Below are 24,381 nucleotides of genomic sequence, written 5' to 3'. Positions count from 1 at the left end.
GGAGACTATCTGCCGGAAAATGCCGGCAGCGCCGGAGGAGGGCGCAGATCATGTTGAACAAGGTGACTCAAAATCCCGTCGTTTCCCGCGAGGAGTGGCTTGAAGCTCGCCGAGCTTTGCTCTTGAGAGAGAAAGAGGCGACCCATCTGAGAGACAAGGTGAATGCCGAACGCATGGCTTTGCCCTGGGTGAAGGTCGACAAGGACTATACGTTCGACACGCTGCAGGGGCCGAAATCGCTCGCCGACCTTTTCGATGGCCGCAGCCAGCTGATGGTCTACCACTTCATGTTCGGCCCCGAATGGGAGGCCGGTTGCCCCGGCTGCTCATTCCTCGGCGATCATCTCGATGGCACGCTGCCCCACCTCAACCATCACGACGTGACACTCGTTTCCGTAGCCCGCGCGCCGCTCGCCAAGATCGAGGCCTATAAAAAGCGCATGGGCTGGAATTTCCCCTGGGTTTCGTCCTTCGGCAGCGATTTCAACTTCGATTATCACGTATCTTTCACGCCCGAGGATCTTGCCAAAGACAAGGTCTTTTATAATTTCTCTCCGATAGCACCCGCTGACGCCAATGATGAACTGCCCGGACTTTCGGCCTTCTACAAAAATGAGAAGGGCGAAGTGTTCCATACCTATTCGAGCTATGCCCGAGGCGCGGAGGAAATCCTTGGAACATTGATGATCCTGGATCATGCCCCCAAGGGTCGCAACGAAGATTCGACCATGGATTTCGTGAAGCGTCACGACGAATATGAGAAAGCCACCCAAGCTTCATCCTGCTGTCACTAGACCCAGCCAACCATCATCCGGAGGAGAAGGACGATGAAGACTGCAGAAGTGCTGAAGGAGCATGCTTTCCTGGAAAGAATGGTGGGTGATTGGACCGTCGCCGCTTCAGACATGACCGGAGATAAGCCTTGGGACGAGACCGTGCGCTCCCTGCAAGGTATCTGGTTCATTGCCGAAGGGGCCGGTGAAATGAGCGACGGCAAGCAGGCAACGACGATCCTTACCCTCGGCTACGACTCGAGTAAAAGCAAATATGTCGGCAGCTGGATCGGCTCGATGATGGACTACATGTGGACCTATGAGGGCGAGATCGAGCCCCCGGGTAACGTTCTGTCGCTCTACACCAGGGGCCTGGCTTTCGAAGGCGATGGCCTTGCCGACTATCGCGAGCAGATCGCCTTTCTCGACGACAACGTCAGAACCTTCACATCGAGCGTCAAGGAAGCTGACGGCACCTGGAAGCAGTTCATGGAAGTCAAATATACCCGCAAGGGCTGAAATCGCCGGGGCACATCAAGGCCAATTCCAGCAAGAGTGCGAGAGCGGTTTTGCGTCCGGAATTGCTTGAAAACAAGAGACAGAACTCAAGCGTGGACCGAGGAGGACACGATGTCCAATACGCATGGCAAGTTCATATGGTGCGAACTGATGACGCCGGATCCGGATGCGGCGGCGAAATTCTACGGCTCGGTCGTGGGCTGGACGTCGGGTAAAATGCCGGCGGCAGACCAGCCGGAATACACCATCTTCGAAGCAAACGGCGTCAGGGTCGCCGGCATGATGCCCTTTCCGGCAGAGCTGGAAGGGCAGGGCATTCCGCCGAACTGGACCGGTTATGTCGCCGTAGACAATACTGATCAATCGGCACGCGACTTCTCGGCAAACGGCGGTACCGTCCGCCGCCAGCCGGCGGATATTCCAGGCATAGGCCGCTTTGCCGTCGTAGCCGATCCTGATGGAGCAGTGCTCTGCATCATGACGCCGCTGCCGATGGAAAATCCGCCGCCGGAACTGCCTTACGACACGCCCGGCCATGTCGGCTGGCGCGAGCTCTACGCCAATGACGGCGCCAAGGCCTTCGACTTCTATTCCAAGCGCTTCGGCTGGACGAAGGATCAGGACTTCGACATGGGGCCGATGGGCATCTACCACATTTTTGCCGCGCAAGGAAAACAGACCGGCGGCATGATGACCCGTCCGCCGGAAGTCGGCATGGCCTTCTGGTCCTATTACTTCACAGTGCCGACACTCGACGCCGCGATCGAGCGCGTCAATGCCGGCGGCGGCAAGGTCGTCAACGGCCCTATGGAGGTCCCCGGCGGCTGGGTCTGTCAGGCGATAGATCCGCAAGGCGCCTATTTCTGCCTATCGGCGGGCAAGCGGTAGGTGTTGTGTTAATGGAGGCACGCATCTCGCGTGCTTCCTCGTTTCTGTAACGAATACAGGAACGAGGGCAGGGAAGGGTGTGCTGTGTGGCCCCCTCATCCGCCTGCCGGCACCTTCTCCCCGCTGGGGAGAAGAGACTCGTGGAGAGGGCTTACCTAGTTCAGCCCGGTGCCTGGGGCAAAGGCGGGCGGCATAACCCTTCTCCCCAGCGGGGAGAAGGTGCCCGAAGGGCGGATGAGGGGGCCACACGGCACACCAGAAGACGAAAACCCGTCTCCAAGCCCAGTTATCCCGCCCCACCCACACTCGCAAAGAACCCTTCCGGGCTTTCCACTTCCACCAGTTTCTTCCGCTCGATCAGCCAGAAGCGGTTGCCCACCGCCCGCACAAAGCTACGATCGTGAGAGACGAGCAGGCAGCTCGCCTCCTGCGCCATCAACTCGCCTTCCAGCGCTTCCTGCCCCTCGATGTCGAGGTGGTTGGTGGGTTCGTCCAGCAGGTAGAAATTCGGCTGCGTCAGCCGCAGCACCAGCATGCCGAGCCGTGCCTTCTGCCCGCCGGAGAGCAGCTTCACCGGCTTGCCCTGCATCTCGATCGTCATGCCGGCACCGGCAAGCAGCGAGCGCGCCCGTTGGTCGCCGACATCGAAGCGGCGGATGATCGTCTGCAGCGGCGTATCCGCATCGCTGAGATCGGCAAGCAGCTGGTCGCCATAACCGAGCACAAGCGAGGGCGTCGCCTTGATGCCCGCCTTTGCCGTTTCCGGCTCGGCGATCGCAGCCCGCAGCATGGAGACCAGCCGCGACTTCCCGGCGCCGTTGAGGCCGAGCAGCACGATGCGGTCGCCTTGGCAGATGAACTGCTTTCCCGTGCGAAAGAGTAGCGTGCCGTCAGGCGTGGTGACCTCCGCGTCCTCAAGTGTGACAAGAACCTTGGCATGCGTGCCGCGATTGGCGAGGCGGATTGCGCCTGCCGAACGTTCGAGATGGGCAGGTTTGGTGGCCTCCTCCAGCTTCTCGGCACGCTGCTTCAGTTGCTTCGTCTTCACGACCAGCAGATCGCTGCCGGAATTGATGCCGATATTGTTGAGCTTCGCCGCCTGTTTGCGAAGCTGCTCGACCGTCTTCATGTCCTTTTCGTATCGCCGCGCATCGGAAGCATCCGCCTCGTCGAGCGCGGTGCGCGCCCGGCTGTAGGGCAGGGAGAAGACAGGCGATTGCTCTGGCCGCAGGAAGAGTGTCCGGTTGGTGGTCGCATCGAGAAAGGCACGGTCGTGGCTGCAGATGATAACGGGCGTGTCCCGCGGCAATGCGTTCAGCCAGCCTTCCAGCCGCGCGATCTTTTCGAGATCGAGATGGTTGGTCGGCTCGTCGAGCAGCAGCACGTCCGGCTCGTTCACCCATGTGCGGGCGATCAGCGCCAGCCGCTGCCATCCGCCGCTGAGCTGTTTTAGCGGTCGCTCGCGCAGCTCCTCCGGCACTTCGAGCGATTCCAGCACGACGTCGGCGCGCCAGCTCTCGCTTTCGGCCTGCTCAGGCGGAAGGGCCAGAAGCACAGCGTCACGGAAAGTGGCGTCGAGAAGGGCCGGCGACACATTCTGCTCCACATGGCCGATGGTCAGCCCGCGCGCCTTGGTGATCTCGCCTTCGGTCGGCTCCAGCGTCGCGGTCATGAGCCGCAACAGCGTGGATTTGCCGMGTCCGTTCGCGGCCACGAGGCCAATCCGGTCGCCGGCATTGACGACGAGATTGAGCTTCGAAAACAGCGGCGCCGACAGCACGATACCGAGATTGCGGATATTGATGAGGGTCATGATCGTATCCTGGTCTTGCCAATCGATCGCACCTATCCGGGGCTTCAGCCATCAACGGAAAAGCGCGTTTTGCTTGGCGGATTATGAAATGCTTGCAGCTCGAATGGCGGGCATTGAGGTGCAGCAGTGCCACAAGGGGCGGACCAGGAAGAGATTTGCGAGAAACGGTCTCTGGTCAGCCCTGCAAACGCATCTGCAGGGCGTTGACTGGGCCACGCTGGCGATGATGCCGGAAATACATATTCACGCGCGGCCCTCCTTTCTTTCTCGATTTCAAGACGGAAATACCATTGCTCGCGGTTGGAAACAAGGGATCATKATAGCAGTAAACACGCTCAGATGGTATGAAAGGTCATCATCATCCGGGATTGGGGGACGCGGGATGATTTCCATTTCGAGGGCAGGCAGTACAGAGGATTTCGTGGTTGCCGCCGGCTTCTGCGAGGCGCTCGGTGCCCTGGATGTTGAGATGGGGCGTGATCATGGCGTTCCTGCCGAGATCGTCATGACGCTTTTCCACGGCGAAAATCATGAAAGCCTCGCCCGGAAATACAGTTCCAACGAAGCGATGATGTTTCTCGCCAGATGGGAGGGAGCACCGGCAGGCTGCATCGCGCTCGCACCATTCGAGGCCGACGCCATGGAGATCCACAAATTCTACGTGGATCCCGCCTTTCGCGGCCGGGGCATCGGCAATGTGCTGATGCAGCGGGTGTTCGACGAAGCGAAGAAGATGAGCAAACGCACCACCATGCTCGTCAATACAGCCGCCTATTTGAAGAGCGCACTCTCCCTCTACGAAGCCTTCGGTTTCGTCCACTGCCCCCGTTTCACACCGTGCCTGCCGAAATCAGCCACACCGAAGTCTTCATGTCGCGGCCGCTTTGATCCCGACACAATCGCTGCCTAGCGATGTCAGGATATTTTCAAGGGAGGCGGCATGCTCATCGCCCATCTGCCGGCAGGCTATATTCTTGGAACTGCCGCGCGACGCAGAGCGTCGTCCCCTGCCATCATCGCGGCGGCTCTGATCGGCAGTGTCGCGCCGGATTTTGACATGGCCTATTTCTACGCGTCGGGCGGCAAGATCCATCATCATGCCTATATCACGCATTGGCCGCTCTTCTGGCTTGTCTCGGCGATCCTGATCCTGCCGCTCCTGAAGTGGCTGCGCCCGGCCTGGCTTCCGGCAGGTTGCGTCTTCTTCGCAGCCGCCATGCTGCACATGGTCATGGATACGGTCGCGGCACCGCTCTATTGGTTGGCTCCTTTTTCGTTCCGTGAATTTGAGCTAGTTCGAGTAACGGCAACCCATTCCAACTGGATCATCAGCTTCCTGCTCCATTGGACATTCCTGCTGGAAATTTCCATCTGCCTTTCGGCGCTCGCACTGTTCCTGATGCGCCGTCGCATATGGCCGCCGTGTCGCCGACATCTGCCCACCGGCCCCATTCCGGAACATGGCGCGCAAGTTAGCGGTTATCGCAAAGGCCGGAACGCGCCCTGATCCCAGCCGGATGCATTTCGCCTGGCTGTTTGCCACACTAGTTGCACAGCATCGTGTGATCGTTATAAGCGGCCGTCGATGGACTGAGGAAATTCCTGATCGAGGGCGAATGCAATGGCGGGTGGTGACGACGAATATGTTTATGACGAGGCGACGGGCGAATGGCGCCCGGCTTCCGAAATGGCCGCAGCTGCACAGGCTGCGTCCGAGGTTCGCGACGCCGCCGGAAACGTGTTGAAGGACGGCGATTCCGTCACGTTGATCAAGGATCTCAAGGTAAAGGGCGCCAACCAGACCTTGAAGCAGGGCACGGTCATMCGTTCCATCCGTCTGACGGATAATCCGGAAGAGATCGACTGCCGTCACGATACGATCAAGGGCCTCGTCTTGCGGACGGAATTCGTCCGCAAGCGCTGACCTGACCTATCTGCTACCGCTTCAGGCTTCCCAATATGCCCCGCACCAGCGCCCGGCCGACCTGGGTGGCCACCGTACGCGCCACACTCTTCATGGCTGCTTCCACGACTGTTTCGCGCTGGTAACCGGAGCGGCCGCGTGATTGGCCGCGATCTGTAGGCTTGTCGTCATCGCTGCCGCCGAAGCCGGGCAGCGTCCAGCCGGAGGTCGTGCTGCCCTCCTGCGGCGCCGGGGCCTCTTCCTGCGCCCGCTTGGCAGCCTCGGAATCGGCGGCTTTCTTGGCACGTGCTGCGAGCAACTCGAAAGCAGATTCGCGGTCGACATCCTCGTCATAGACGCCGAGCACGGGGCTATGGTCCATGATCTGCTGGCGCTCGGCATCGTTCACAGGTCCGACGCGGCCTGACGGCGGCCGGATCAGCGTGCGTTCGACGATCGAAGGTGCCCCCTTGGCTTCGAGCGTGGAGACGAGCGCCTCGCCGGTGCCGAGATTGGTGATGACGGTCGCGCAGTCGAAGGCCGGATTGGGGCGGAAGGTATCGGCCGCCGTCTTCACCGCCTTCTGCTCGCGCGGCGAATAGGCGCGCAACGCATGCTGCAGGCGGTTGCCGAGCTGGGCGAGCACCGTTTCCGGCACGTCGAGCGGGTTCTGCGTCACGAAATAGACGCCGACCCCCTTGGAGCGGATGAGGCGCACCACCTGCTCGACGCGCTCGGTCAGCACCTTCGGCGCGTCGTTGAAGAGCAGATGAGCCTCATCGAAGAAGAAGACCAGCTTCGGCTTGTCGGGATCGCCAACCTCCGGCAGCTCTTCGAAAAGCTCGGAGAGCAGCCACAGCAGAAAGGTGGCGTAGAGGCGCGGGTTCATCATCAGCTTGTCGGCGGCAAGCACCGAGATCTGCCCGTAGCCATTGTTCGAGGTGCGCATGATGTCGGAAATCTTCAGCGCCGGCTCACCGAAGAAATGCTCGGCCCCCTGCTGCTCCAACACGAGAAGTGCGCGCTGGATCGAGCCGACGGAAGCCTTGGAAATCAGGCCGAACTGGTTGGAAAGCTCGGAGGCATTTTCGCCCATGTAGTTGAGCAGCGCCGTGAAATCCTTGAGATCGAGCAGCGGCAGGCCGGCCTTGTCGGCGATCTTGAAGGCGATATTGATGACGCCTTCTTGCGGCTCGGAGGCATCCATCAGGCGGGCCAAGAGCAACGGCCCCATCTCGGCGACGGTCGTGCGAACCCGGTGGCCTTTCTCGCCGAAGAGATCCCAGAAGATGACCGGAAACTGCTCGAATTCATAATCGGTAAAGCCGATCTGCTCGGCGCGCGTGGTGAGAAAATCCTTCGGCTCGCCCTTGGCGGCGATACCCGAAAGGTCGCCCTTGATGTCGGCGGCGAAAACCGGCACGCCGGCCCTCGCAAAGCCCTCCGCCAGCACCTGCAGCGTCACCGTCTTGCCGGTGCCGGTGGCGCCGGTCACGAGCCCGTGGCGATTGCCGAATTTGAGGTCGAGATATTCGCCCTTGTTGATGCTGTCATCAGGATTGCGGCTTGCGCCGATGAAAATCTTGCCGTCCTCGAGCATGTAAAAATGTCTCCTCGGTCGATGCCGCAGCTCAGTTCCAGAATATGCGAGGATCCTCTTTTCGCACATTCATGCAAATATCGTTTCTCTGTTATAAGCAGGCGACGGGAGACGGACAACTGTCTGCGTTAAAAGGAAAAGCAGAAGCGGATACCGCAAAGAGAGCCGCTTGAGTTGCCGCCTCGATTCGATTACGTTGACGTTGACGTTAACGTCAAAACAGGAGGCAGACGATGAATGAGATTGTGACTGAAATCGCCAATCGCGTGGGTATTGCGCCTGATCTGGCCGAAAAAGCGCTCGGCATGATGCTCGGCTTCCTGCAGCGCGAAGCGGCCGACGGCCCGGTCGCCGAGATGATCGAAAAGATCCCCGGCGCCACCGAACTCGTTGCCCAGTTCAACGGCGAAGGCTCCGGCGGTGGCGGCGGTCTGCTCGGCGGCCTGATGGGCGCGCTCGGCGGTGGCGGCATCATGGGCCTCGGCCAGCAGCTGATGAGCGAAGGCCTCGGCATGAGCGAGATCACCTCGCTCGCCAAGGAAACCATCGCCATTGCCAGGCAACATGCCGGCGACGATGTGGTCGACCAGGTGGTCGCCTCCGTGCCAGGCCTCAGCCAGTTCGTCTAGGACGATCCATCATTTCGATAAGCCCCCGGCTCCGTCCGGGGGTTTTGTTTTTAAAGCTTTTCCATCTTTCATTTTCGTGTGTTTTTATGACCGACGCATCCTCCATCAAAGCGCTGCTGCCAAAGGCTGCCGGCCATCAATTCGTGCTCTATGGCGATTCCTGCTCGGGCGTTGCCGGCGCCCTGCACGAGCGGACCTTTGCATCGGTGAATGCCGTCCTGCGCAGGCTTGAACCGCAGCCGCAATTCATTCTCTTTCCCGGCGATGAGATCATAGGCCTGACGGCGGATGAAGCCTCGTTGCATGCCCAATGGCGGCATTGGCTTGATGTCGAGATGGCCTGGCTCGACCGCACCAAAATTCCGATGTGGCACACGACCGGTAACCACACGACCTATGACGAGATGAGCGAGGCAATCTTTCGCGGCACGCTCGGCCTTCCGGCAAACGGACCGGCGGGGCAGGAGGGGCTGGCCTATTGGGTTCGCCGCGGCGATCTGCTCATGGTCTTCGTCCATACGCTATGCAGCGGTCTCGGCGGCGAAGGTCATGTTGAAACGGAGTGGCTGGAAGCGACGCTGAAGGCGCATGCCGATGCCCGCTACAAGCTGGTGCTCGGCCATCACCCGGTCTTTCCGGTCAATGGTTACGCCGGCGCCTATCAGCGCGAGATCGGCCATGAATATACCGAGCGCTTCTGGGATATTCTCGTAGAGGCCGGCGTCTTTGCCTATTGCTGCAGCCATATTCTGGCCTTCGATGTCCAGGCCCATCGCGGCGTGCTGCAGATCTGCACGGCGGGTGCCGGCACGGCGCACCGGATGCCGGAAGGCGTCGAATATCTCCATTGCATCCAGGCAGCGCTCGATGAGGATGGCTTGCGCTATCAGGTTCTCGATACTGAAGGCACGGTACGCGAACGCCTGCAATGGCCTCCTATGCCTGCGGGCGAGGACAAATGGCATGGCATTGTTTACGGGATAAGCGAAGCGCGCTGGTCGGGCCCGGTGGGCACGGACCGTATCGTCGAATTCCGCCTGGGTGGCCGGACGGCGCCTGAGCCCTGCGCATCGCAGCAGACGATCTTTTCGGCTTTCGGCGAAAAAGGGCTGGCACCGCTATGGCTTGGCCTGCGTGGCAGGCAGCAACAACTGACGCTCATCCTCGGCCGCGATCCCGGCCGAAGCCCCTACTATTTCTTTGGCCCAGACCTGCCACCCGGCGAGGATTTCACTCTTCAACTCCTCCTGCATAGCGGCATGGGGCCAGGTGGGGTGCTCTGGCGCGGGACAGGCAGCGAGGCCTGGTCGTCCTCTGAAGCAATTGCCTCGACAGGATTCGAGCGCCTTGTCTGGCCGTCTCGCTGGAGCGTCGGTCATGGCCAGAAAGGTGAGGGTGATCGGCCGTTCATGGGGGAAAGCCTGAACCTGCATATTGCAGGTTGAGGAAGACACGGGTGGTTTCCTGTTCCTCTCAGCTCTAAAGTCGGTTATTCGGCCTTTCTGAATATCATCTAGGGAAGGGCGGATGAACGGAAGCGATCGATCGTCATCGGTGCTGAGAGAGCATTTCGAGCAGCACAGGACCAAACTGAGCCGTTCAGAGCTGGCCGTGGCGGAGCATCTGGTGAAGATGCCGATCGACGTGCTGATTTTTCGCAGCGCCGAGGAGATCGCCGCCGAGACCGGCACCAGCGATGCGACGGTCATCAGGACTGCCAAGCGTCTGGGTTTTACCGGCCTGCCGGAGCTGAAGCGGGTATCGGGCCGGGTCATGGCGCGCACCATTTCCACCAGTGAGCGTCTGGAGCAGCGCTTTCGCGCAACCGGTGACGATCTGGAAAAGGTTGCCGGGCAGATGTTTGCGACCGCCCGCGAAGTGCTGAGCTCCACCGAGGAGCAGATCGACGGCGCAATGCTCGCCTCTGCCATTTCGGTCATCGAGGAGGCCGACACTGTCTGGTGCATCGGCATGGGCACCGCCGAGGTCGAAGCACGCCATTGCGCGATTGCTCTCAGCCGCGCCGGCGTGCGGACCCGCTGTTCCGGGGCGTCGGGCTTTACGCTTGCCAATGAGCTGATCGATGTCAGGCCTTCTGATGTCATCGTCATGTTCCATGCCGTGCGCGAGACCGCTGAACTCAAGCTCATCGTCCGGCAGATCCAGGATATCGGCTGCAAGATCGTTCTGGTCTGCGGCGTGCAACTGCGCGCGACATATGCCGATAAGGTTTCGGCCGTTTTGACCTGCATCGGCGCGCCCTCCAGGCTTGCAAGCTGGAGCATCGGCGCCATCGTCATCGCCGATCTCCTTGTTTATGGAGTCGCGGTCCGCAACCAGCAGCGGGCGACGGATGCCAAGCGCCGGCTCGCCGACCTGCGGGATCAGGCACTCAGGAACGATTGAGTTTCCCGGCAAATTCTCGGCATTCCCGGCGCATGAAAATAAACATGAGGAATAGAGTTATGTTTATTGAAATGCGCACTACAATATTGTAGTGAACGCGACATTGACGTCGTGAGCGGCGTCGACTGTCGGGGTTATCGCATGACGTGCCTGTTCAATTGCAGCAAGACGGCGATACGCCGTCCTTTCGCCTATGAGACCGTGCCCAGACACCGGCGCCCGCCGAGCGGCTAATATCAGATAATCCTTCAATAAAAACCGTCACTTGCACTGGAATGCCCGGCATTTCCGGCAAGGCGGCCTGTTGTCGAAATTCTCCTTTTCAAACGCCTACGGAAAATCCCCATGTTTGCCCCCAAATTCCAAGGAAAGCATCTCGCTCTCACCGTCGCCCTTCTGGCCTCCGCTACATCGACACTCGCACAGGAAGCTGCCAGCGGTGTGACCCAGCTCGAAACGATCAAGATCACCGGCAACTGGCTGGAGGAGCCGAACGAGGACAAGGTGCTGAAACATCCGGGCGCCCGCACGATCCTGGATCGCGAGCAGTTCGAAGAGCGTGGCGCACAGGATATTCGCGATGCGCTGAATCAGATCCCCGGTGTTCAGGTACAGGAGGCCAACGGCACGGGCGGCAGCGATGTGTCGCTGAACCTCGGCGTGCGCGGCCTGACTTCGCGCCTTTCGCCGCGCTCCACCGTGCTGATGGATGGCATTCCGCTGGCCTATGCGCCTTATGGCCAGCCGCAGCTTTCGCTCTTCCCGCTGACACTCGGCAACGTCGAAACGATCGACGTCGTCCGTGGCGCAGGTTCCGTGCGCTACGGACCGCAGAATGTCGGCGGCATCATCAATTTCGTCACCCATCCGATCCCGGAGGATTTCACCGCACGCTTCTCCTCGGGCGCAGAGATCGCCGGTAACAACGGCCACGTGAAGGCGACCCCGAACTTCCTGATCGGCGGCACGAATGATGACGGGCTCGGCGCTGCGATCCTCTATTCCGGCATCCATGGCGAGGGTTATCGCGACGCCAACGACCGCACCGATATCGACGATATCATCGCCAAGGGCAGCTACGAGTTCTCAGATACGGACAAGCTCGGCATCCAGTTCCACCACTACGAGGGTGAGGGCAAGATGCCCGGTGGCCTGACGAGCGCCCAATATGATGCCGATCCCTATCAGTCCACCCGTCGCTATGATGATTTCAGCGGCCGCCGCAACGATATCTCGCTGCGCTACCAGCATGATGACGGCGACAACAATTTCGAAGTGCTGACCTATTATGTGGATTCCTTCCGCACCAGCAATGTCGAGCAGCAGKGTACGGGCGCCAGCGCCGGCCTCTACCGCCTGACCTCGGCCCCGCGCAGCTACAGCTATTTCGGCATCGAGCCGCGCTATTCGCGCCTGATCGAGCTCGGCGGCATTACCCAGGAAGTGACGGTCGGCTATCGTTATCTCTGGGAGGAAAGCTCTGAAGTCGCCGCCCGCTCGGCTTTTTATAACAGGGCTTCGGGCATCAATCCGACCACGCGTGCCGCACCGACCTATCAGACGAGCGACGGCGGCACGATCGCGCATGCCTTCTACATCGACGACAAGATCGAGATCGGTGATTGGACCATCACACCAGGCATTCGCTATGAGATGATCAGCACGCACAACGATGTCGTGAATTTCGCCACCAGCGGCGCAGTCACCAGCGCGATCTCTCCCTCGGTCGAGGCGAACGAAGCCCTGCCGACATTGTCGGCTTCCTACCGGCTCACCAACGAGCTGACCGTCTTCGGCAATGTCGGCGTCTCCTTCGGCCCGCAGCAATATAGCCAGCTTGCCTCCACCACCGACGGCCTGCATCCGGAGAAGGCAACGACCTACGAAATCGGCCTGCATTATGAAGGCGACAACTGGAATGCCGAGCTGACGGCGTTCAATATCGATTTCGACAAGGAGCTTTATCTCGGCCGTACAATCGTCGGCGAAGGCATCTGGACCGATCTCGGCGCCACCCGCCACCGCGGCATCGAGTCCGCCATCAACTACGATATCGGCGATGTCGTGCCGGCGCTCGACGGCCTGTCGCTGTCTGCAAGCTATACCTATACGGAAGCGACCTATCAGGCCGGCGCCTTCGAAGGCCGCGACCTGCCGTTCTATTCGCGTCAGGTCGCCTCGCTCGGCGCGCGTTACCGCTACGACGACTGGATCTTCAATGCCGACCTGCAGGCGCAGTCAAAGCAGCATTCGCCGGGATCTGCCGATGCCGGCGCGACCTATGTGACGGAAGAGGATGCGACGGGCCGCCTAGGCGATATTCCCGGCTACGGCACCGTCAACCTGCGCGTCGCCTATCAGCCGGAAGACAGGAAGAATGCGCCGCAACTCGCCTTGGGCGTGAAGAACCTGTTCGACAAGGAATATTTCACCCGCTCGACGGACAATAATGGCGGCAAGTTCGTGGGCCAGCCGCGCACATTCTTCGTCAACGCATCAATCGCCTTCTAAGCATGTCGCGCAAAAGTGTGCAGCGGTTTTGCGGTAACGACATGCGAAAACAAGAGCCTAAAGCGTGGCAAGCGAATCTGAAAGATCGCGACACGCTTTAATGGTCTGATCAATCCATTCGCCGGATGGAAATCAGCGCTAACCTTTCCTAGATTAGATGATGCCGGATCTTTTCACCGACGGCMGGATCGGCTGGAACGATGGATACCCAAATCCCGTTTCATATCGGCCAGATAAGAAGGAATATGATCATGCGTACGGTTATTGCAGCAGCCTCGATCATTCTCCTCGGGTTCGCCGCTCCGGCCTTTTCCCAGGCCCTCGGTGATATGGACTATTCCGGCCGCTTCGGCGGCATGCCGCCCGGCACGGTGCCGGACGCGGAATCAAGTAATACTTTTTCGATTCCGCTCGATCCCGTCGAGAGCGACAATATCACCGTCGTCATTCCGTCCGACCGGACGGATTGCCCGCGGCACGGCACGCGCGCCTACCGCACGGCCGAACGCGACGGCACGTTGACAGCAGCGTGCCGCTGACGGGATAGTATAGAATGAAAGAAGCAGGAATGGCTATTTGCCGTCCCTGTGCAGGATCACGCCCAGTTCATGCCACTCGCGGCCGTCGCGCTGAATAAGCTCGTCGGCGCAAGTGGGTCCCATGCTGCCGGGAGCGTAGGGGTCCGGGATACGGTCATCCTTTGCCCACTCTTCCAGAAAGGGCTGAACGGCGGCCCAGCCGGCCTCGATGCCGTCGGCGCGCTGGAACAGTGTCTGGTCGCCGATAAACAGATCATAGAGCAGGGATTCGTAACCGGTCGTCTTGCCGATATCGAACTTGTCGGCATAGCGGAAATCGAGAGACACCGGCACGGTATCGACCGATTGCCCCGGCGACTTGATGGAGATCTCCATGCTCATGCCTTCGTCTGGCTGAACCTGAATGACCAGCCTGTTCGGCGGCAGGTGGCGGTTGGCTTCCGTTTCACGGAACTGCGCGAAAGGAACGCGCTGGAAGGTGATGACGATTTCCGTATCGCGCGCCGTCATCGCCTTGCCGGTGCGCAGATAGAAGGGGACGCCGGCCCAGCGCCAGGTATCGGCATAAAGCTTCAAGGCCACATAGGTCTCGGTCTTACTGTCAGGCGAAACGTCCTTTGTCTCGCGATAAGCGGGCAGGTCGTTGCCATTGAGCGGACCCGCGGTATAGGCGCCACGCACGCCATTCGCCTTGGCTTCTTCCGGTGTATAGACGCGCAACGCCTTGAGCACCTTGCTCTTCTCGTTGCGGATCGCTTCGGCATCGAAACTGTTCGGCGGCTCCATGGCGATCATCGCCAGAAGCTGGAACAGGTGGTTGGGGATCATGTCGCGCAACGCGCCGGTCGCATCGTAGAACTTGCCGCGCGTGCCGACATCGACGATCTCGGAAGCAGTGATCTGAACGTGGTCGATATAGCGGTTGTTCCACAGTGACTCGATCATCATGTTGGCGAAGCGCGCCGTCATCAGATTCTGCACCGTTTCCTTGCCGAGGAAATGGTCGAGCCGGTAGACTTGGCTTTCTTCGACCTGAGCGAGGATGCGCTCGTTCAAGGCACGGGCCGAGGCAAGGTCAGTACCGAAGGGCTTTTCGATCGCTACACGGCGGAAGCAGCCCTCGCTCTCGTTCATCAGCCCGAGACCGGCAAGTTTCTCGACGATCGGCCCGAAGAAGGTCGGCGGCACGGCGAGATAGAAGGCGGCATTGCAGGTCTTGCCAAGGCGCTTGCCGATTTCGAGGAAGATGTCGTCTTTGGTGAAATCACCCTGCAGATAGGAAATCCGCGACCGCAGGCTCTCCCAGGCTTCATCCTTGTCAGTCGCTTCATCGCCCTCGAGATGGCTGAGAAAAGCGTCGAGCCGCTGGCGCAGGAACTCGTCGTCACCGGGCTCGATGCCGACGCCGAGAATGTCTAGGTCCTTGCCGACAAGGCGACTGCGCGTGAGGTTGATGATGGCCGGAACCAGCAGTCGCCGTGTCAGGTCGCCTGTGGCGCCGAAGATGACGAGAGTGACGGGCGGGGTGGGGTGAGCGTCCATGTGCCATCTCCTGCTGGATTGTCCGGCCGAATATAAAGCGCTCCGGCTGCGCCGCAAGCACCTTGCGGTTCAACGATAACAAGCGTTTGACACCACGTCGAAATCACATAAAGATATACAGATATCATTATGTGATTGAGGGCTCTATGATCGATCTCGTCAGTGCAGGCTTCTTCGTCATGGCCGCCTTGGCGCTTCTCGGTTCGCCGGGCCCTGCCATCGCTGCCCTTCTGGCGATTGGACGTCTCCACGGGATGGTGACGGGCCTGCGTTTCTATCTCGGTCTGCAGATCGGTTTGGCCGTTGCCGCCGCCGCGGCCGCCGCCGGCCTGCTATCGTTGATTGAGGCAATCCCACTGGCAATGCTGGTGATGACGGTCGCTGCCACCCTCTATCTCGTCTGGCTGTCCTGGAAGATCGCCTCTGCGCCAGTCGGCGCCGATCTCTCGGCCACACGGCGGCAAGCCTCGCCGACCATCGCCGGCGGTGTCGTGCTTGGCCTCACCAATCCCAAGGCCTATATCGCCTTCGCCTCTCTTTTCGCCGCATACCGGCTCTCGCAGGATGGCGCGCTGGACATGCAGGCCAAATGGGCACTCTGCGTCCTCGTCATGATCGTCGTCGATATTTTCTGGCTGTGGCTCGGCGTTGTTCTCGGCAAAGTGCAAATGGAGCCGTCGAGCGAACGGGTGCTCAACATCTGCTTTGGCCTCGTTATTCTCGCGACCGCGATCTTGTCGCTGATCGAGCTTTTGGGAGCCTGACATGAAAAGGCCATTGCGGAAGGTCTTTCCGCAATGGCCCTCTTACGATGATGGATGGCTTACGCCTTGGTGGCAGGCTTGTCCGTGGTCGTGTCGGTGGCCGGCTTGGATGCAGATGTGTCAGTCGCGGGCTTGTCACCTGTGCCGCTGGCCGCCTCCGTCTCGGTCTTTACCGGCCAGGTGATGTAATAATTCTGCGTGCCGACCTGGCCGAAATAGACCTCGTTGCCGGTGCCTTTCTCGATGAAGCTGCCGTTTTCGCTTCTGACGAGGCGCGCATGGGAGTCGCGCTGCAGATGGTCGCGCAGGAAGTTATTCCAGTCGTCGGTCTTGATGTCGGTGCCCTTCTTCTGGTCGACATCGGCTTCCTTGGGATCGGTCACGTCCCAGGCCTTGATGGAAACGCCCTGGGTCGGATCGGTGACCGTCAGCTGGCCCTTCTTGAAGGCGGCAAGCATGGCGGCTTCCTGGCTGCCGGGGCCCTTGGCATCTGCCGCAGCCGTCATGTTCTGGCGCAGCAGCGCCATGAAGGAGGCGGTGGTGATATCGGTGCTGGCGGTGGTGTTGCCGGATGCGTCCGTGGACCCCGTCTTGCCGGAGTTGATCTTGTCGAGCATGACCGACAGCGCCGAGCGGGACTGCGAGGGAAGGCTGGAATAGTCATGATCGGTCGAGCTGCTGGAACTGCTGTCGGAGGAGCCGCTCTTGATCACCTGCAAGGCTATCTGCGCTGTCTGCAGCCGGATGTTGGAAACAGAAGAAACCATCTCAAAATCTCTTTGTCAGGCCCCGCACATGATGGCGCAAAGGCGTTTAATGGATAGCGATCGATGTCGGTAACATCGCGAAAGCACGTCTGGATTGAGAAACCCCAGGACGAACCGCTATACTTCAAACTTTGCGTGTGGCTTGCGGATGGCTGAGAAAGCTTCGCCGGCAGCAATCACGCAGATCGCTGCCGGCGCTAAAAATGCTGGGGCTTCCCGGTCAGGCCTTTACGGCCACCATGAAGAGCCGCGGGAACTTGAGCAGCACCTTGCCATCGGCTGCCTTCGGATAGACCCGGTCGATGCGTTCGAGATAGTCGGCGAGAAATGCCTCGCGATGCTCTTCACCGGCATGGTCGAGATAGGGGCGCAGGCCCGTTGCCTTGACCCATTCGACGATCGCAGCGGCATTGTCCATCGGATGATTGTAGATCGTGTGCCAGATGTCGACGCGGGAAGACTTGGCGATCAGCCGGCTGTAATAGGTCGATGGCGGCGGCAGCATGTTGCGACGAGCGCTCTTCTTCTCGAAGGCGGCCTTCCATGAACCGGCATGTGCCGTTTCCTCCATCATCAGATGGCTCGGCTCGCCGAGATTATCTGGCATCTGCACGGCAAGCACGCCACCCGGTGCCAGTCCGTCCATCAACCGGTCGAAGATGTCGAGATGGTTGGGCAGCCACTGGAAGACGGCGTTGGCAAACAGCAGGTCTGCCGGTTCGGAGGGCTGCCAGATGGAAAGGTCGGCTTCGACGAAAGCCGTGCCCGGCAGGCGCTTGCGTGCCGCCTCCAGCATGTTCAGGTCGCTGTCGAGGCCGGATACATTCTGCGCGCCGTAACGATCGATGATCAGCTCGGTCGAATTGCCCGGCCCGCAGCCGAGATCGACCGCGTGGCGAAGCTCCGTCAACGGCACCTGCGCCAGCAGGTCGCGCGCCGGGCGGGTGCGTTCATCCTCGAATTTCACATATTGGCTGGCTGACCATGCCATCGTTTTTCTCCTGATATCAGGCCACGTCCTCGACGCGGCGGATGCGAACTTTGTCGATGTTGCGGCCATCGAGCTTGACCACCTCGAAGGCCAGATCGCCGGCGGTGAAGGCCTCGCCTTCATGCGGCAGATGCCCGAGACGCCAGAGGATGAAGCCAGCCAGTGTCGAATAGCGGTCGGCATCGTCAACGAGGTCGTCATCGAGCAGCTTGGAAGCGTGGCGGATGTCGATCCAGCCATCCACCGTCAGCGCGCCGTCACCACCGCGCTCGATGGTCAGCTTCTCCTCGTCTTCGTCGGGGAATTCCCCGGCGATCGCCTCCAGAATGTCGGTCGTCGTCACGATGCCTTCCAGATCGCCATACTCGTCGAGGATGATGGCGATTGCCTGACCGGACTGACGCAGCAGTTCCATGAGTTTCAGGGCGCTGAGGCTTTCATGCACCACAAGTGGCTGGCGAATGGAACGCTCCGGATTGATTGCGCCCTCCTGGATGATATCGCGCATCAGGTCGCGGGCGCTTGCCACACCAATGAATTTGTCGAGACTGCCGCGACCGACGGGAAAGCGCGAATGGCCAAGCTCGACGATCCGGTGCTGCAGTTCCTCCGCCGGCGCATCGAGGTCCAGCCACTCGACGTCGATGCGCGGTGTCATGATCGATTTCGCCGGCCGCCCGGCAAGCGCCAGAACGCCCTGGATCATGTCCTTTTCCTCCGACGAGAAGACATCCTCCTCTGCCGTCTGCTCGCCGATCAGTTCGGCGGTCGAGCCGAGCGTCACCTGCGGGCGCTTGCCGCCGAGCAGGCCGAGCACGGCATCGGCGGTACGCTCGCGGATGTTGGTCGGGGTGATCAGCCGCTCGCGGTTGTGGCGCGCGAGCTGATTCAGCGCCTCAATGGTCACCGAGAAGCCGATCGCCGCGTAGAGATAGCCCTTCGGCAGGTGGACGCCAAAGCCTTCGATGATCAGCGAGAAGCCGATCATCATCAGGAAGCCGAGGCAAAGGATGACGACGGTCGGGTGCTTGCCGACGAAAGAGGTGAGCGGCTTCGACAAGAGCAGCATGACCCCGACGGCGATGATGACGGCGATCATCATGACCGGCAGATGCTGCACCATGCCGACGGCGGTGATGACGCTGTCGAGCGAGAAGATCGCATCCAGCACGACGATCTGCACGATCACCTGCCAGAAGACGGCATGGATGATCTTCTTGTCGTCATGCTCGACATGGCCTTCCAGCCGCTCATGCAGCTCCATCGTACCCTTGAAGAGCAGGAAGAGGCCGCCGACGATCAGGATGACGTCGCGCCCCGAAAGGTCGAAACCCAGAATGGAGAAGAGCGGCGTCGTCAGCGTCACCACCCAGGCAATGGAGGCAAGCAGCCCCATGCGGATGACGAGCGCGAGCGCGAGGCCGACGAGCCGCGCCTTGTCGCGCTGATGCGGCGGCAGCTTGTCGGCGAGGATCGCGATGAAGACGAGATTGTCGATGCCGAGAACGATCTCGAGCACGATAAGCGTGGCCAGACCAACCCAGGCGGAAGGGTCGGATATCCAGTCGAAGAACATCAGGTGTTAAATGCGGCCGCTGTCATAAAGGGCCGCTCCTCTGAGATGAAAACAATAGGCGACCGGCCCGATGTCGACGACATCGGGAGCTTGATCTGTTGCGATAGCCTGGAGATGAGCCGCGCCCTGCGCAGCCTTGATATGCCTGAACCGAAGCGGGAAGAAACGCGCTTGCTACAACAGTAATCTCCGCCATCGTCGGCCGGAATCTCCCGGCTGGTTGAGGCGGGATTGGTACTGGAAGGGTCGTTGTCAGGCATGCCGCAATTCTGTCGATGAAACGTATCCGGCGCAAGAGGCGCCGGGCAAAATCCTTATAGGGCCGTTCTATGACAGTTTTCAGAGGAGAGGGATCGGCCGCAAGGGCCGACCCGATCAGGCGACAGTCGGATCACCGCGTCGACGCTTCGAGATTTCCGACCCTCGACATGAATCGGTAAGTTCAGCGAAGGTTTTCCTCTATCGGCTTGTAACAGACTTCGGTGTCGCCGATCTCAGTCTTGCTGATGGGCTTCCACGTATTGCCGTCGAAGTCGAAGAATTCGACGAAACATTTATTGACATCGTAATTCAGCCACTGAGTGGCAACAAGGCGGCTGTCCCGGCTATATTCCAAATTCAAATACAGGTTGTCTTCGCCACCACGAGGGAAAGATCCCGGGCGGCCTGTCTGGTTGTTGGCGACTATGACGAAGGAGCACCCGGTACCGCAACCAATCTGAATAAGCGTGTAGCGTCCGGCAAAATTCGGTCCTTCGCGCATTCCCTCGCGGATGCGTGTTCTGAAATTGTTGAAGTCTCGGTCACGCCCTTTGAAGTCCGGCAACACTGTCTTTCCGGTAAACCGGCTTTGAATTGGGAAGTCGGATGCGTTTGGCCGCTTGACCTTAGTTGCCGCAGACGTTGCGGCGACCGCTCCGTTTTCTTGAGATGATGCGACGTCGCAAGCATGCCACTCCATCTGATACCCGTACTCGCCTTCACGGCCATAACACCAGCCCACAGCCTGGAGCTTCGTCCCGATGGCCTCGCGCTTGTTACAAGCGGCCAGCGTCTCAGCAGAATCCCCGCTGCCGCCTCGGCACGTAGTATTCTGCTCTTGCCATTGCGATATCAGGCGAATGGGTTGGGACGCGCCCTTGTYGGTCTCTATGACTTTGCCCGTCTCCGAGATAATAGTTCCGGCCCTCTGGTCCCAAACCAGAGAGAATTCCGCCGTTCCCGAAGATACGCGGTCACCCACATCGCGCTTTGCGTACCAATCAACGACGCCGTCTATCCTGCAGGTCTCGGAGCAGGTTATCCGCGCCGACCCGGGTTTTATACTATAGGCCCGGATCGGCCACCCTGATGCGAAGTCCCGCTTTTCACCGATAACGACCGCCTTGGGGGTCGGCTTCCCATAAAAGTCCACTGTATCGGCGTAAGCCTCCTCCATAAAAACAACCGCTTCGGCGTTCCCGTGGGACCATGCGCTGTAGTAGGCAGTAACAAAGACGAGGGCCCTCTGCTCTATCGTCAGTGGAGCGAATTCAGCATTTGCCGAGGGCGGGACGGTGGTCGGAGCAGCTCCGGGCGATGCCGCCCGCTCCGGCAGGGCGGGCAGGCTGCCCCAAGTGACCTTGTAGTTCTGCATTTCTTTTGCAGTGAGATATCGCATGTCATCGCTGGGAACCGATAAGCTAAGCTGGAGCAGCTTGGGATCGACATCCATCTCGATGAGGTATGTCATGATCTCTGCGGTCATCGCCTGAACCGCGGCGACGGCGGCATTGCCTTCGATATTGCTTTCTGGCGAGAAGGAAGACTGGTGGACGCCGATCGCGCCTGGGTCCGCTTCGCGGTTCACGCCGCCGACAAACGCCAGCGCACAGGCAGAGGCACATTATGAGGACCGGAGCTGCAGAGTTGATAATCCTAGCGAGCGGATCATTCTCCCATAGGCCATCGCAGAGAGAACGTGGCCGCCATTACTGTCGAAGGTGATTACTCTGGCTCCGCTTGCCGCAACTTCGCGGGCAAGCAGTTCTGGATTGTCGGATTTGCTAAATTCACCTTTGAGGAGGAGAACTGGAACGGAATTATCAATCGGCACACGCTCTATTGTAATGTCTGCGCATGCGTTTCCGAACGAGGTAAGGAATGCGAAAAACCCAAAAACGACACTGCGCAGAAACACGATTACAAATCCCCAACCACGGCGAAGTATATGCTAGCGCATCAACTGCTGCGCGCAATATTGAAAGCAGCGGTTGGGTCGTCAAATGGGGAATGTGTTTAACGCCGGCGTGATGCCTCGACGATCTCTTTGCCTGCAGCTGCGGCGCATGCGACCTACGCCGCCAGGATCGTGATCCCATGGGCGTTTGCGGCCGCCCGCATACGAGCCACCGTTTCCGGCGACGGGCTGTCCTGCGGCTGTTCGGTGACACCCTCGGTCTCGATGAATTCGGCCATGTCGTGATCGACGATAGCCGAAAAGACCGCGGGGACGGTTCCGTTGTTGGAATAGCCATGCACCATGAAGGGCGCGATGGTGACGATGTCGCCTTCGCTCGCTTCGATCTCTTCCGGCCCGGTATCTGTGAGCCGCCAGATCGTCAGCGTACCCTCGATGATCCGGAAGACTTCCGGGCTTGCATGGGCGTGGCGCGGCGTCTTGCCGCGGGGCTCCACCGTCACGTCGAAGATGTTGAGCCAGTTGCCTGTGAGGCGAGCCCGTCGCTCGACCTTGTCGCCCAGCACGAAGAAGCTCTTTGCCTCCGTCCGGGCATCTGTTTTCACAAATGAGTTGGACATGATGTCACTTTCTTGTTCTTGCGGGGCGGTCCGATAGACCTTTGCGGCCGTTTTGGCAACCGCCGTAAAATCAGGGAAGGGCGAGCGGAGGTGGCTTTTGCGCGCTCTCGAGCCCTGAAACCGACGACGATCATATCGGTATGGCCTTCCCGCTTCGCAAGTGCGACAGGTTGGCAGCCGCTGTTTCTGGGATACCGGCCTGTAATATCGGCGACACAGAAGAGGCGCATAGAACGCGCCGATCCTTCCCCGCCAATCAGGCCATACCATCAGCGGAGCAACCCCATGTCTTCACTTCCCGTCGTCGGCGCAGCCATGACGATCGACGAACTCGAAAACCATCGTGACTGGCTCTTCGAAAAGTCCCGCGATCTCGAGCTGCAGAGCTTCGTCAATGCAGAGGTGCTGAACGGCGACTGGACGCCGCGTGCCKATCACGTCAAGAAGCTGCTCGACGGCTACAAKGGCCGCGTCGGCATCCATGGCCCGTTCTGGGGCTTCATCATCGCCTCGCAGGATCCGGATATCCGCGCCGTCGTCTCCCGCCGCATGCTGCAGGGCCTCGATGTCTGCGCTGCGATCGGCGGCACGCACATGGTCGTCCATAGCCCCTACACGACCTGGAGCTACAACAACCTCGACAATAACGAGGGCGAACGCGAAAAGATCGTTGAATATTGCCATCAGACGATGCGCGAGGCGGTGAAGCGCGCCGAGGAAATCGGCTGCACCCTTGTCATCGAGAACATCGAAGACAAGGATCCGCATATCCGCGTAGCCTTGGCGGAAAGCTTCAACTCGCCGGCAGTCGCTGTCTCCATCGACACYGGCCATGCGCATTACGCTCACGGCTATACCGGCGCTCCGCCGGTCGATTATTACGTTCACGCCGCCGGCAACCGCCTCGGCCACGTCCATCTGCAGGATGCCGACGGTTATGCCGACCGACACTGGGCGCTCGGCGAGGGCACCGTCAACTGGCGTGCGGTTTTCGCAGCGCTTGCCAAGGTCGAAAGCAATCCGCGCCTGATCATCGAGATCAAGGACAAGTCGAAGATCATCGCTTCGGCCGAATACCTCGCCTCGATCGGCGTCGCCCAATAACAGCATCAAGTAATCGGAACAGGCGGCGGGATGATTATCTCGCCGCCATCCACTTTCAGGCCGTGGCATCCTTCGGCCGGCGGGTGAAGGCGACCGGCAGGCAGAGCACGTAGAAACCCGCGCCCAGCACCCAGACAAGCCCCGGAAAGATATCCCGCGAAGCGAAATAGATCGTGCTGATCGCCAGTGGCCCGATAATCGAGGCAAGGCTCGTCGTGCTCGCGAGCAATCCCTGTACACGTCCCTGATGATTGCCGTCGACGCGCGCCGTCACCAGAGATTGCAGGGCCGGCGCACCGATACCGCCGAGGCAGAAGAGCGGCATCAGCAGGAATGCCATCCATCCCTCCGTCAAAAGCGCGATGATGATATAGGCCGCACTGTCGGCGACGATGCCGATCAAGAGCGTCCGGTGCTCGCCCCATCTTTCGCTGATCGGCCCGGCGATGAAGGCCTGCACGATGGCATGGAAGAAGCCGAAGGCGGCAAGCGAGATGCCGATCATCATCGGCGACCAGGAAAACTTGTCCTGCCCGTAGAGAACCCAGATCGTGCCGCCGACTTCGCCGACGAGCGCCAGAATGAAATAGGCGCCGGCAAGCGGCAGCAGCAGCCGGTAGCCCATTAGCCAGCGGAAATGGGCAAGCGGCGAAAACTCCTGTTTCTCCGCAGCCGTGCCAGATCTACGCGTCTCCGGCAGCAAGAATAGCGCCATCAGCAGGTTGGCGGCATTGAGCGCGGCAGCGGCGATGAAGGGTAGGCGCACGGAGAACTCTCCGAGCACGCCACCGATCGCCGGCCCGGCAATGAAGCCGATGCCGAAGCAGGCGCTGAGCTGGCCGAAGCGGCGCGTGCGCTCCGCATCGTCGGTGATATCGGTCACGCATGCCGCGGCCACCGCATTGCTGGCGCCCGTAATGCCGGCGATCGCCCGGCCGATGAAGAGCAGCCACAGCGACGGCGCTGCGGCCATGAACACGTAGTCGATCGCCGCGCCACCGAGCGATAGCATCAGGATCGGCTTGCGGCCGAAGCGGTCCGACAACGAGCCGAGCACCGGCGAGAAAATGAACTGCATCAGCGCATAGAGGGCCAGGAAGGCGCCGAATCGCCATCCGAGATCGTCGGTATGGCCGACATCCTGAAGCAGCCGCGGAAAGATCGGCAGGGTCAGGCCAATGCCGGCGGCATCGAGGATTACGGTGGCATAGACGACGACTAGCGCTTTTTTCATCGGATCGGCTGAAAATTTATCAC

Annotated in this window: 23 protein-coding genes; 14 read left to right on the top strand and 9 right to left on the bottom strand. The window is 60.2% G+C overall.

Going from position 1 to position 24,381, the window contains the following annotated elements:
- Window positions 1-50: 50 nt before the first annotated feature.
- The 3 genes from AC1DNW_RS24605 to AC1DNW_RS24595 all read left to right on the top strand — a co-directional run bounded on the left by AC1DNW_RS24605 (window position 51) and on the right by AC1DNW_RS24595 (window position 2,180).
- Entirely contained in the window at window positions 51-794 is a 744-nt protein-coding gene (locus AC1DNW_RS24605) for a DUF899 domain-containing protein (protein WP_113312140.1), read from the top strand.
- A 33-nt stretch (window positions 795-827) separates the two neighbouring features.
- Window positions 828-1,292, top strand: coding sequence for a DUF1579 domain-containing protein (locus AC1DNW_RS24600; RefSeq protein WP_113300240.1), 465 nt, complete (start codon window positions 828-830; stop codon window positions 1,290-1,292).
- 111 nt (window positions 1,293-1,403) lie between these two features.
- On the top strand, window positions 1,404-2,180 hold the full coding sequence (locus tag AC1DNW_RS24595) for a VOC family protein (protein WP_113312141.1): 777 nt from the start codon (window positions 1,404-1,406) through the stop codon (window positions 2,178-2,180).
- A 286-nt stretch (window positions 2,181-2,466) separates the two neighbouring features.
- On the opposite strand, the gene AC1DNW_RS24590 is transcribed toward AC1DNW_RS24595, so the two are convergent.
- Window positions 2,467-3,993 carry an ABC-F family ATP-binding cassette domain-containing protein gene (locus AC1DNW_RS24590; RefSeq protein WP_477854620.1) on the bottom strand — a complete coding sequence of 509 codons (1,527 nt, stop codon included), beginning with the start codon at window positions 3,991-3,993 and terminating at the stop codon, window positions 2,467-2,469.
- Here AC1DNW_RS24590 and AC1DNW_RS24585 point away from each other — a divergent pair.
- From AC1DNW_RS24585 to AC1DNW_RS24575, 3 genes are all read left to right on the top strand, one after another.
- A complete protein-coding gene (locus AC1DNW_RS24585; protein WP_477854619.1) occupies window positions 3,992-4,903 on the top strand; it encodes a GNAT family N-acetyltransferase in 912 nt (303 codons plus the stop codon). The genes AC1DNW_RS24590 and AC1DNW_RS24585 overlap by 2 nt on opposite strands.
- A 30-nt stretch (window positions 4,904-4,933) precedes the next feature.
- Window positions 4,934-5,500 carry a metal-dependent hydrolase gene (locus tag AC1DNW_RS24580; RefSeq protein ID WP_113311691.1) on the top strand — a complete coding sequence of 189 codons (567 nt, stop codon included), beginning with the start codon at window positions 4,934-4,936 and terminating at the stop codon, window positions 5,498-5,500.
- A gap of 114 nt (window positions 5,501-5,614) precedes the next feature.
- Window positions 5,615-5,917 (top strand): alkylphosphonate utilization protein, encoded by a 303-nt coding sequence (locus AC1DNW_RS24575; RefSeq protein WP_113311692.1) that lies wholly within the window; start codon window positions 5,615-5,617, stop codon window positions 5,915-5,917.
- Window positions 5,918-5,930: 13 nt separating this feature from the next.
- Here AC1DNW_RS24575 and AC1DNW_RS24570 read toward each other — a convergent pair whose 3' ends face one another.
- On the bottom strand, window positions 5,931-7,496 hold the full coding sequence (locus tag AC1DNW_RS24570; protein WP_113300246.1) for a helicase HerA-like C-terminal domain-containing protein: 1,566 nt from the start codon (window positions 7,494-7,496) through the stop codon (window positions 5,931-5,933).
- Window positions 7,497-7,729: 233 nt separating this feature from the next.
- Between AC1DNW_RS24570 and AC1DNW_RS24565 the strand changes: the two genes are divergently transcribed.
- From AC1DNW_RS24565 to AC1DNW_RS24545, 5 genes are all read left to right on the top strand, one after another.
- Window positions 7,730-8,125 carry a hypothetical protein gene (locus AC1DNW_RS24565; RefSeq protein WP_113311693.1) on the top strand — a complete coding sequence of 132 codons (396 nt, stop codon included), beginning with the start codon at window positions 7,730-7,732 and terminating at the stop codon, window positions 8,123-8,125.
- Window positions 8,126-8,211: 86 nt separating this feature from the next.
- Window positions 8,212-9,570: a metallophosphoesterase gene (locus tag AC1DNW_RS24560; RefSeq protein WP_113311694.1), complete on the top strand. Its 1,359-nt coding sequence runs from the start codon at window positions 8,212-8,214 to the stop codon at window positions 9,568-9,570.
- Window positions 9,571-9,652: 82 nt separating this feature from the next.
- Complete coding sequence (locus tag AC1DNW_RS24555; protein WP_113311695.1) at window positions 9,653-10,531, top strand: MurR/RpiR family transcriptional regulator; 879 nt, start codon at window positions 9,653-9,655, stop codon at window positions 10,529-10,531.
- A gap of 345 nt (window positions 10,532-10,876) precedes the next feature.
- Complete coding sequence (locus AC1DNW_RS24550) at window positions 10,877-13,042, top strand: TonB-dependent receptor family protein (RefSeq protein WP_477854618.1); 2,166 nt, start codon at window positions 10,877-10,879, stop codon at window positions 13,040-13,042.
- Between the two features lie 251 nt (window positions 13,043-13,293).
- Window positions 13,294-13,581 (top strand): hypothetical protein, encoded by a 288-nt coding sequence (locus tag AC1DNW_RS24545; protein ID WP_113311748.1) that lies wholly within the window; start codon window positions 13,294-13,296, stop codon window positions 13,579-13,581.
- A gap of 33 nt (window positions 13,582-13,614) precedes the next feature.
- Here the strand turns inward: AC1DNW_RS24545 and zwf are convergent, their stop codons facing one another.
- Window positions 13,615-15,123, bottom strand: coding sequence for a glucose-6-phosphate dehydrogenase (gene zwf, locus AC1DNW_RS24540; RefSeq protein ID WP_113300252.1), 1,509 nt, complete (start codon window positions 15,121-15,123; stop codon window positions 13,615-13,617).
- A 146-nt stretch (window positions 15,124-15,269) separates the two neighbouring features.
- Here zwf and AC1DNW_RS24535 point away from each other — a divergent pair, with 146 nt between their 5' ends.
- Window positions 15,270-15,887: a LysE family transporter gene (locus tag AC1DNW_RS24535; protein ID WP_113300253.1), complete on the top strand. Its 618-nt coding sequence runs from the start codon at window positions 15,270-15,272 to the stop codon at window positions 15,885-15,887.
- A 59-nt stretch (window positions 15,888-15,946) separates the two neighbouring features.
- Here the strand turns inward: AC1DNW_RS24535 and AC1DNW_RS24530 are convergent, their stop codons facing one another.
- From AC1DNW_RS24530 to AC1DNW_RS24515, 4 genes are all read right to left on the bottom strand, one after another.
- Entirely contained in the window at window positions 15,947-16,654 is a 708-nt protein-coding gene (locus tag AC1DNW_RS24530; RefSeq protein WP_113311698.1) for a hypothetical protein, read from the bottom strand.
- A gap of 220 nt (window positions 16,655-16,874) precedes the next feature.
- Complete coding sequence (gene tam, locus AC1DNW_RS24525; protein WP_113311699.1) at window positions 16,875-17,645, bottom strand: trans-aconitate 2-methyltransferase; 771 nt, start codon at window positions 17,643-17,645, stop codon at window positions 16,875-16,877.
- A 16-nt stretch (window positions 17,646-17,661) separates the two neighbouring features.
- Entirely contained in the window at window positions 17,662-19,221 is a 1,560-nt protein-coding gene (locus AC1DNW_RS24520) for a TerC family protein (RefSeq protein ID WP_113311700.1), read from the bottom strand.
- A 442-nt stretch (window positions 19,222-19,663) separates the two neighbouring features.
- Complete coding sequence (locus tag AC1DNW_RS24515) at window positions 19,664-21,070, bottom strand: hypothetical protein (RefSeq protein ID WP_477854617.1); 1,407 nt, start codon at window positions 21,068-21,070, stop codon at window positions 19,664-19,666.
- Between the two features lie 111 nt (window positions 21,071-21,181).
- Here AC1DNW_RS24515 and AC1DNW_RS24510 point away from each other — a divergent pair, with 111 nt between their 5' ends.
- On the top strand, window positions 21,182-21,502 hold the full coding sequence (locus AC1DNW_RS24510; RefSeq protein WP_477854616.1) for a hypothetical protein: 321 nt from the start codon (window positions 21,182-21,184) through the stop codon (window positions 21,500-21,502).
- A 53-nt stretch (window positions 21,503-21,555) separates the two neighbouring features.
- Here the strand turns inward: AC1DNW_RS24510 and AC1DNW_RS24505 are convergent, their stop codons facing one another.
- Entirely contained in the window at window positions 21,556-22,020 is a 465-nt protein-coding gene (locus AC1DNW_RS24505) for a cupin domain-containing protein (RefSeq protein ID WP_113311702.1), read from the bottom strand.
- A 285-nt stretch (window positions 22,021-22,305) separates the two neighbouring features.
- Here AC1DNW_RS24505 and AC1DNW_RS24500 point away from each other — a divergent pair, with 285 nt between their 5' ends.
- Window positions 22,306-23,124, top strand: a complete 819-nt coding sequence (locus AC1DNW_RS24500) for a sugar phosphate isomerase/epimerase family protein (RefSeq protein ID WP_477854615.1) — start codon at window positions 22,306-22,308, stop codon at window positions 23,122-23,124.
- 55 nt (window positions 23,125-23,179) lie between these two features.
- Here the strand turns inward: AC1DNW_RS24500 and tet are convergent, their stop codons facing one another.
- On the bottom strand, window positions 23,180-24,358 hold the full coding sequence (tet, locus tag AC1DNW_RS24495; RefSeq protein ID WP_113311704.1) for a Tet(A)/Tet(B)/Tet(C) family tetracycline efflux MFS transporter: 1,179 nt from the start codon (window positions 24,356-24,358) through the stop codon (window positions 23,180-23,182).
- Window positions 24,359-24,381 lie beyond the last annotated feature (23 nt).

This window comes from Rhizobium sp. 05L429 (genome assembly GCF_056397645.1).
The sequence above is the reverse complement of the archived record's forward strand: the minus strand, read 5'-3'. Positions and strand labels throughout refer to the sequence as shown.

What these genes read in the sequence shown, in the direction of transcription:
- AC1DNW_RS24530 (WP_113311698.1), bottom strand. Translation starts at nt 16,654, where the DNA reads ATGGTTTCTTCTGTTTCCAACATCCGGCTGCAGACAGCGCAGATAGCC.
- AC1DNW_RS24565 (WP_113311693.1), top strand. Translation starts at nt 7,730, where the DNA reads ATGAATGAGATTGTGACTGAAATCGCCAATCGCGTGGGTATTGCGCCT.
- AC1DNW_RS24605 (WP_113312140.1), top strand. Translation starts at nt 51, where the DNA reads ATGTTGAACAAGGTGACTCAAAATCCCGTCGTTTCCCGCGAGGAGTGG.
- tet (WP_113311704.1), bottom strand. Translation starts at nt 24,358, where the DNA reads ATGAAAAAAGCGCTAGTCGTCGTCTATGCCACCGTAATCCTCGATGCC.
- AC1DNW_RS24505 (WP_113311702.1), bottom strand. Translation starts at nt 22,020, where the DNA reads ATGTCCAACTCATTTGTGAAAACAGATGCCCGGACGGAGGCAAAGAGC.
- AC1DNW_RS24555 (WP_113311695.1), top strand. Translation starts at nt 9,653, where the DNA reads ATGAACGGAAGCGATCGATCGTCATCGGTGCTGAGAGAGCATTTCGAG.
- AC1DNW_RS24570 (WP_113300246.1), bottom strand. Translation starts at nt 7,496, where the DNA reads ATGCTCGAGGACGGCAAGATTTTCATCGGCGCAAGCCGCAATCCTGAT.
- AC1DNW_RS24520 (WP_113311700.1), bottom strand. Translation starts at nt 19,221, where the DNA reads ATGTTCTTCGACTGGATATCCGACCCTTCCGCCTGGGTTGGTCTGGCC.
- tam (WP_113311699.1), bottom strand. Translation starts at nt 17,645, where the DNA reads ATGGCATGGTCAGCCAGCCAATATGTGAAATTCGAGGATGAACGCACC.
- AC1DNW_RS24545 (WP_113311748.1), top strand. Translation starts at nt 13,294, where the DNA reads ATGCGTACGGTTATTGCAGCAGCCTCGATCATTCTCCTCGGGTTCGCC.
- AC1DNW_RS24600 (WP_113300240.1), top strand. Translation starts at nt 828, where the DNA reads ATGAAGACTGCAGAAGTGCTGAAGGAGCATGCTTTCCTGGAAAGAATG.
- AC1DNW_RS24580 (WP_113311691.1), top strand. Translation starts at nt 4,934, where the DNA reads ATGCTCATCGCCCATCTGCCGGCAGGCTATATTCTTGGAACTGCCGCG.
- AC1DNW_RS24535 (WP_113300253.1), top strand. Translation starts at nt 15,270, where the DNA reads ATGATCGATCTCGTCAGTGCAGGCTTCTTCGTCATGGCCGCCTTGGCG.
- AC1DNW_RS24560 (WP_113311694.1), top strand. Translation starts at nt 8,212, where the DNA reads ATGACCGACGCATCCTCCATCAAAGCGCTGCTGCCAAAGGCTGCCGGC.
- zwf (WP_113300252.1), bottom strand. Translation starts at nt 15,123, where the DNA reads ATGGACGCTCACCCCACCCCGCCCGTCACTCTCGTCATCTTCGGCGCC.
- AC1DNW_RS24595 (WP_113312141.1), top strand. Translation starts at nt 1,404, where the DNA reads ATGTCCAATACGCATGGCAAGTTCATATGGTGCGAACTGATGACGCCG.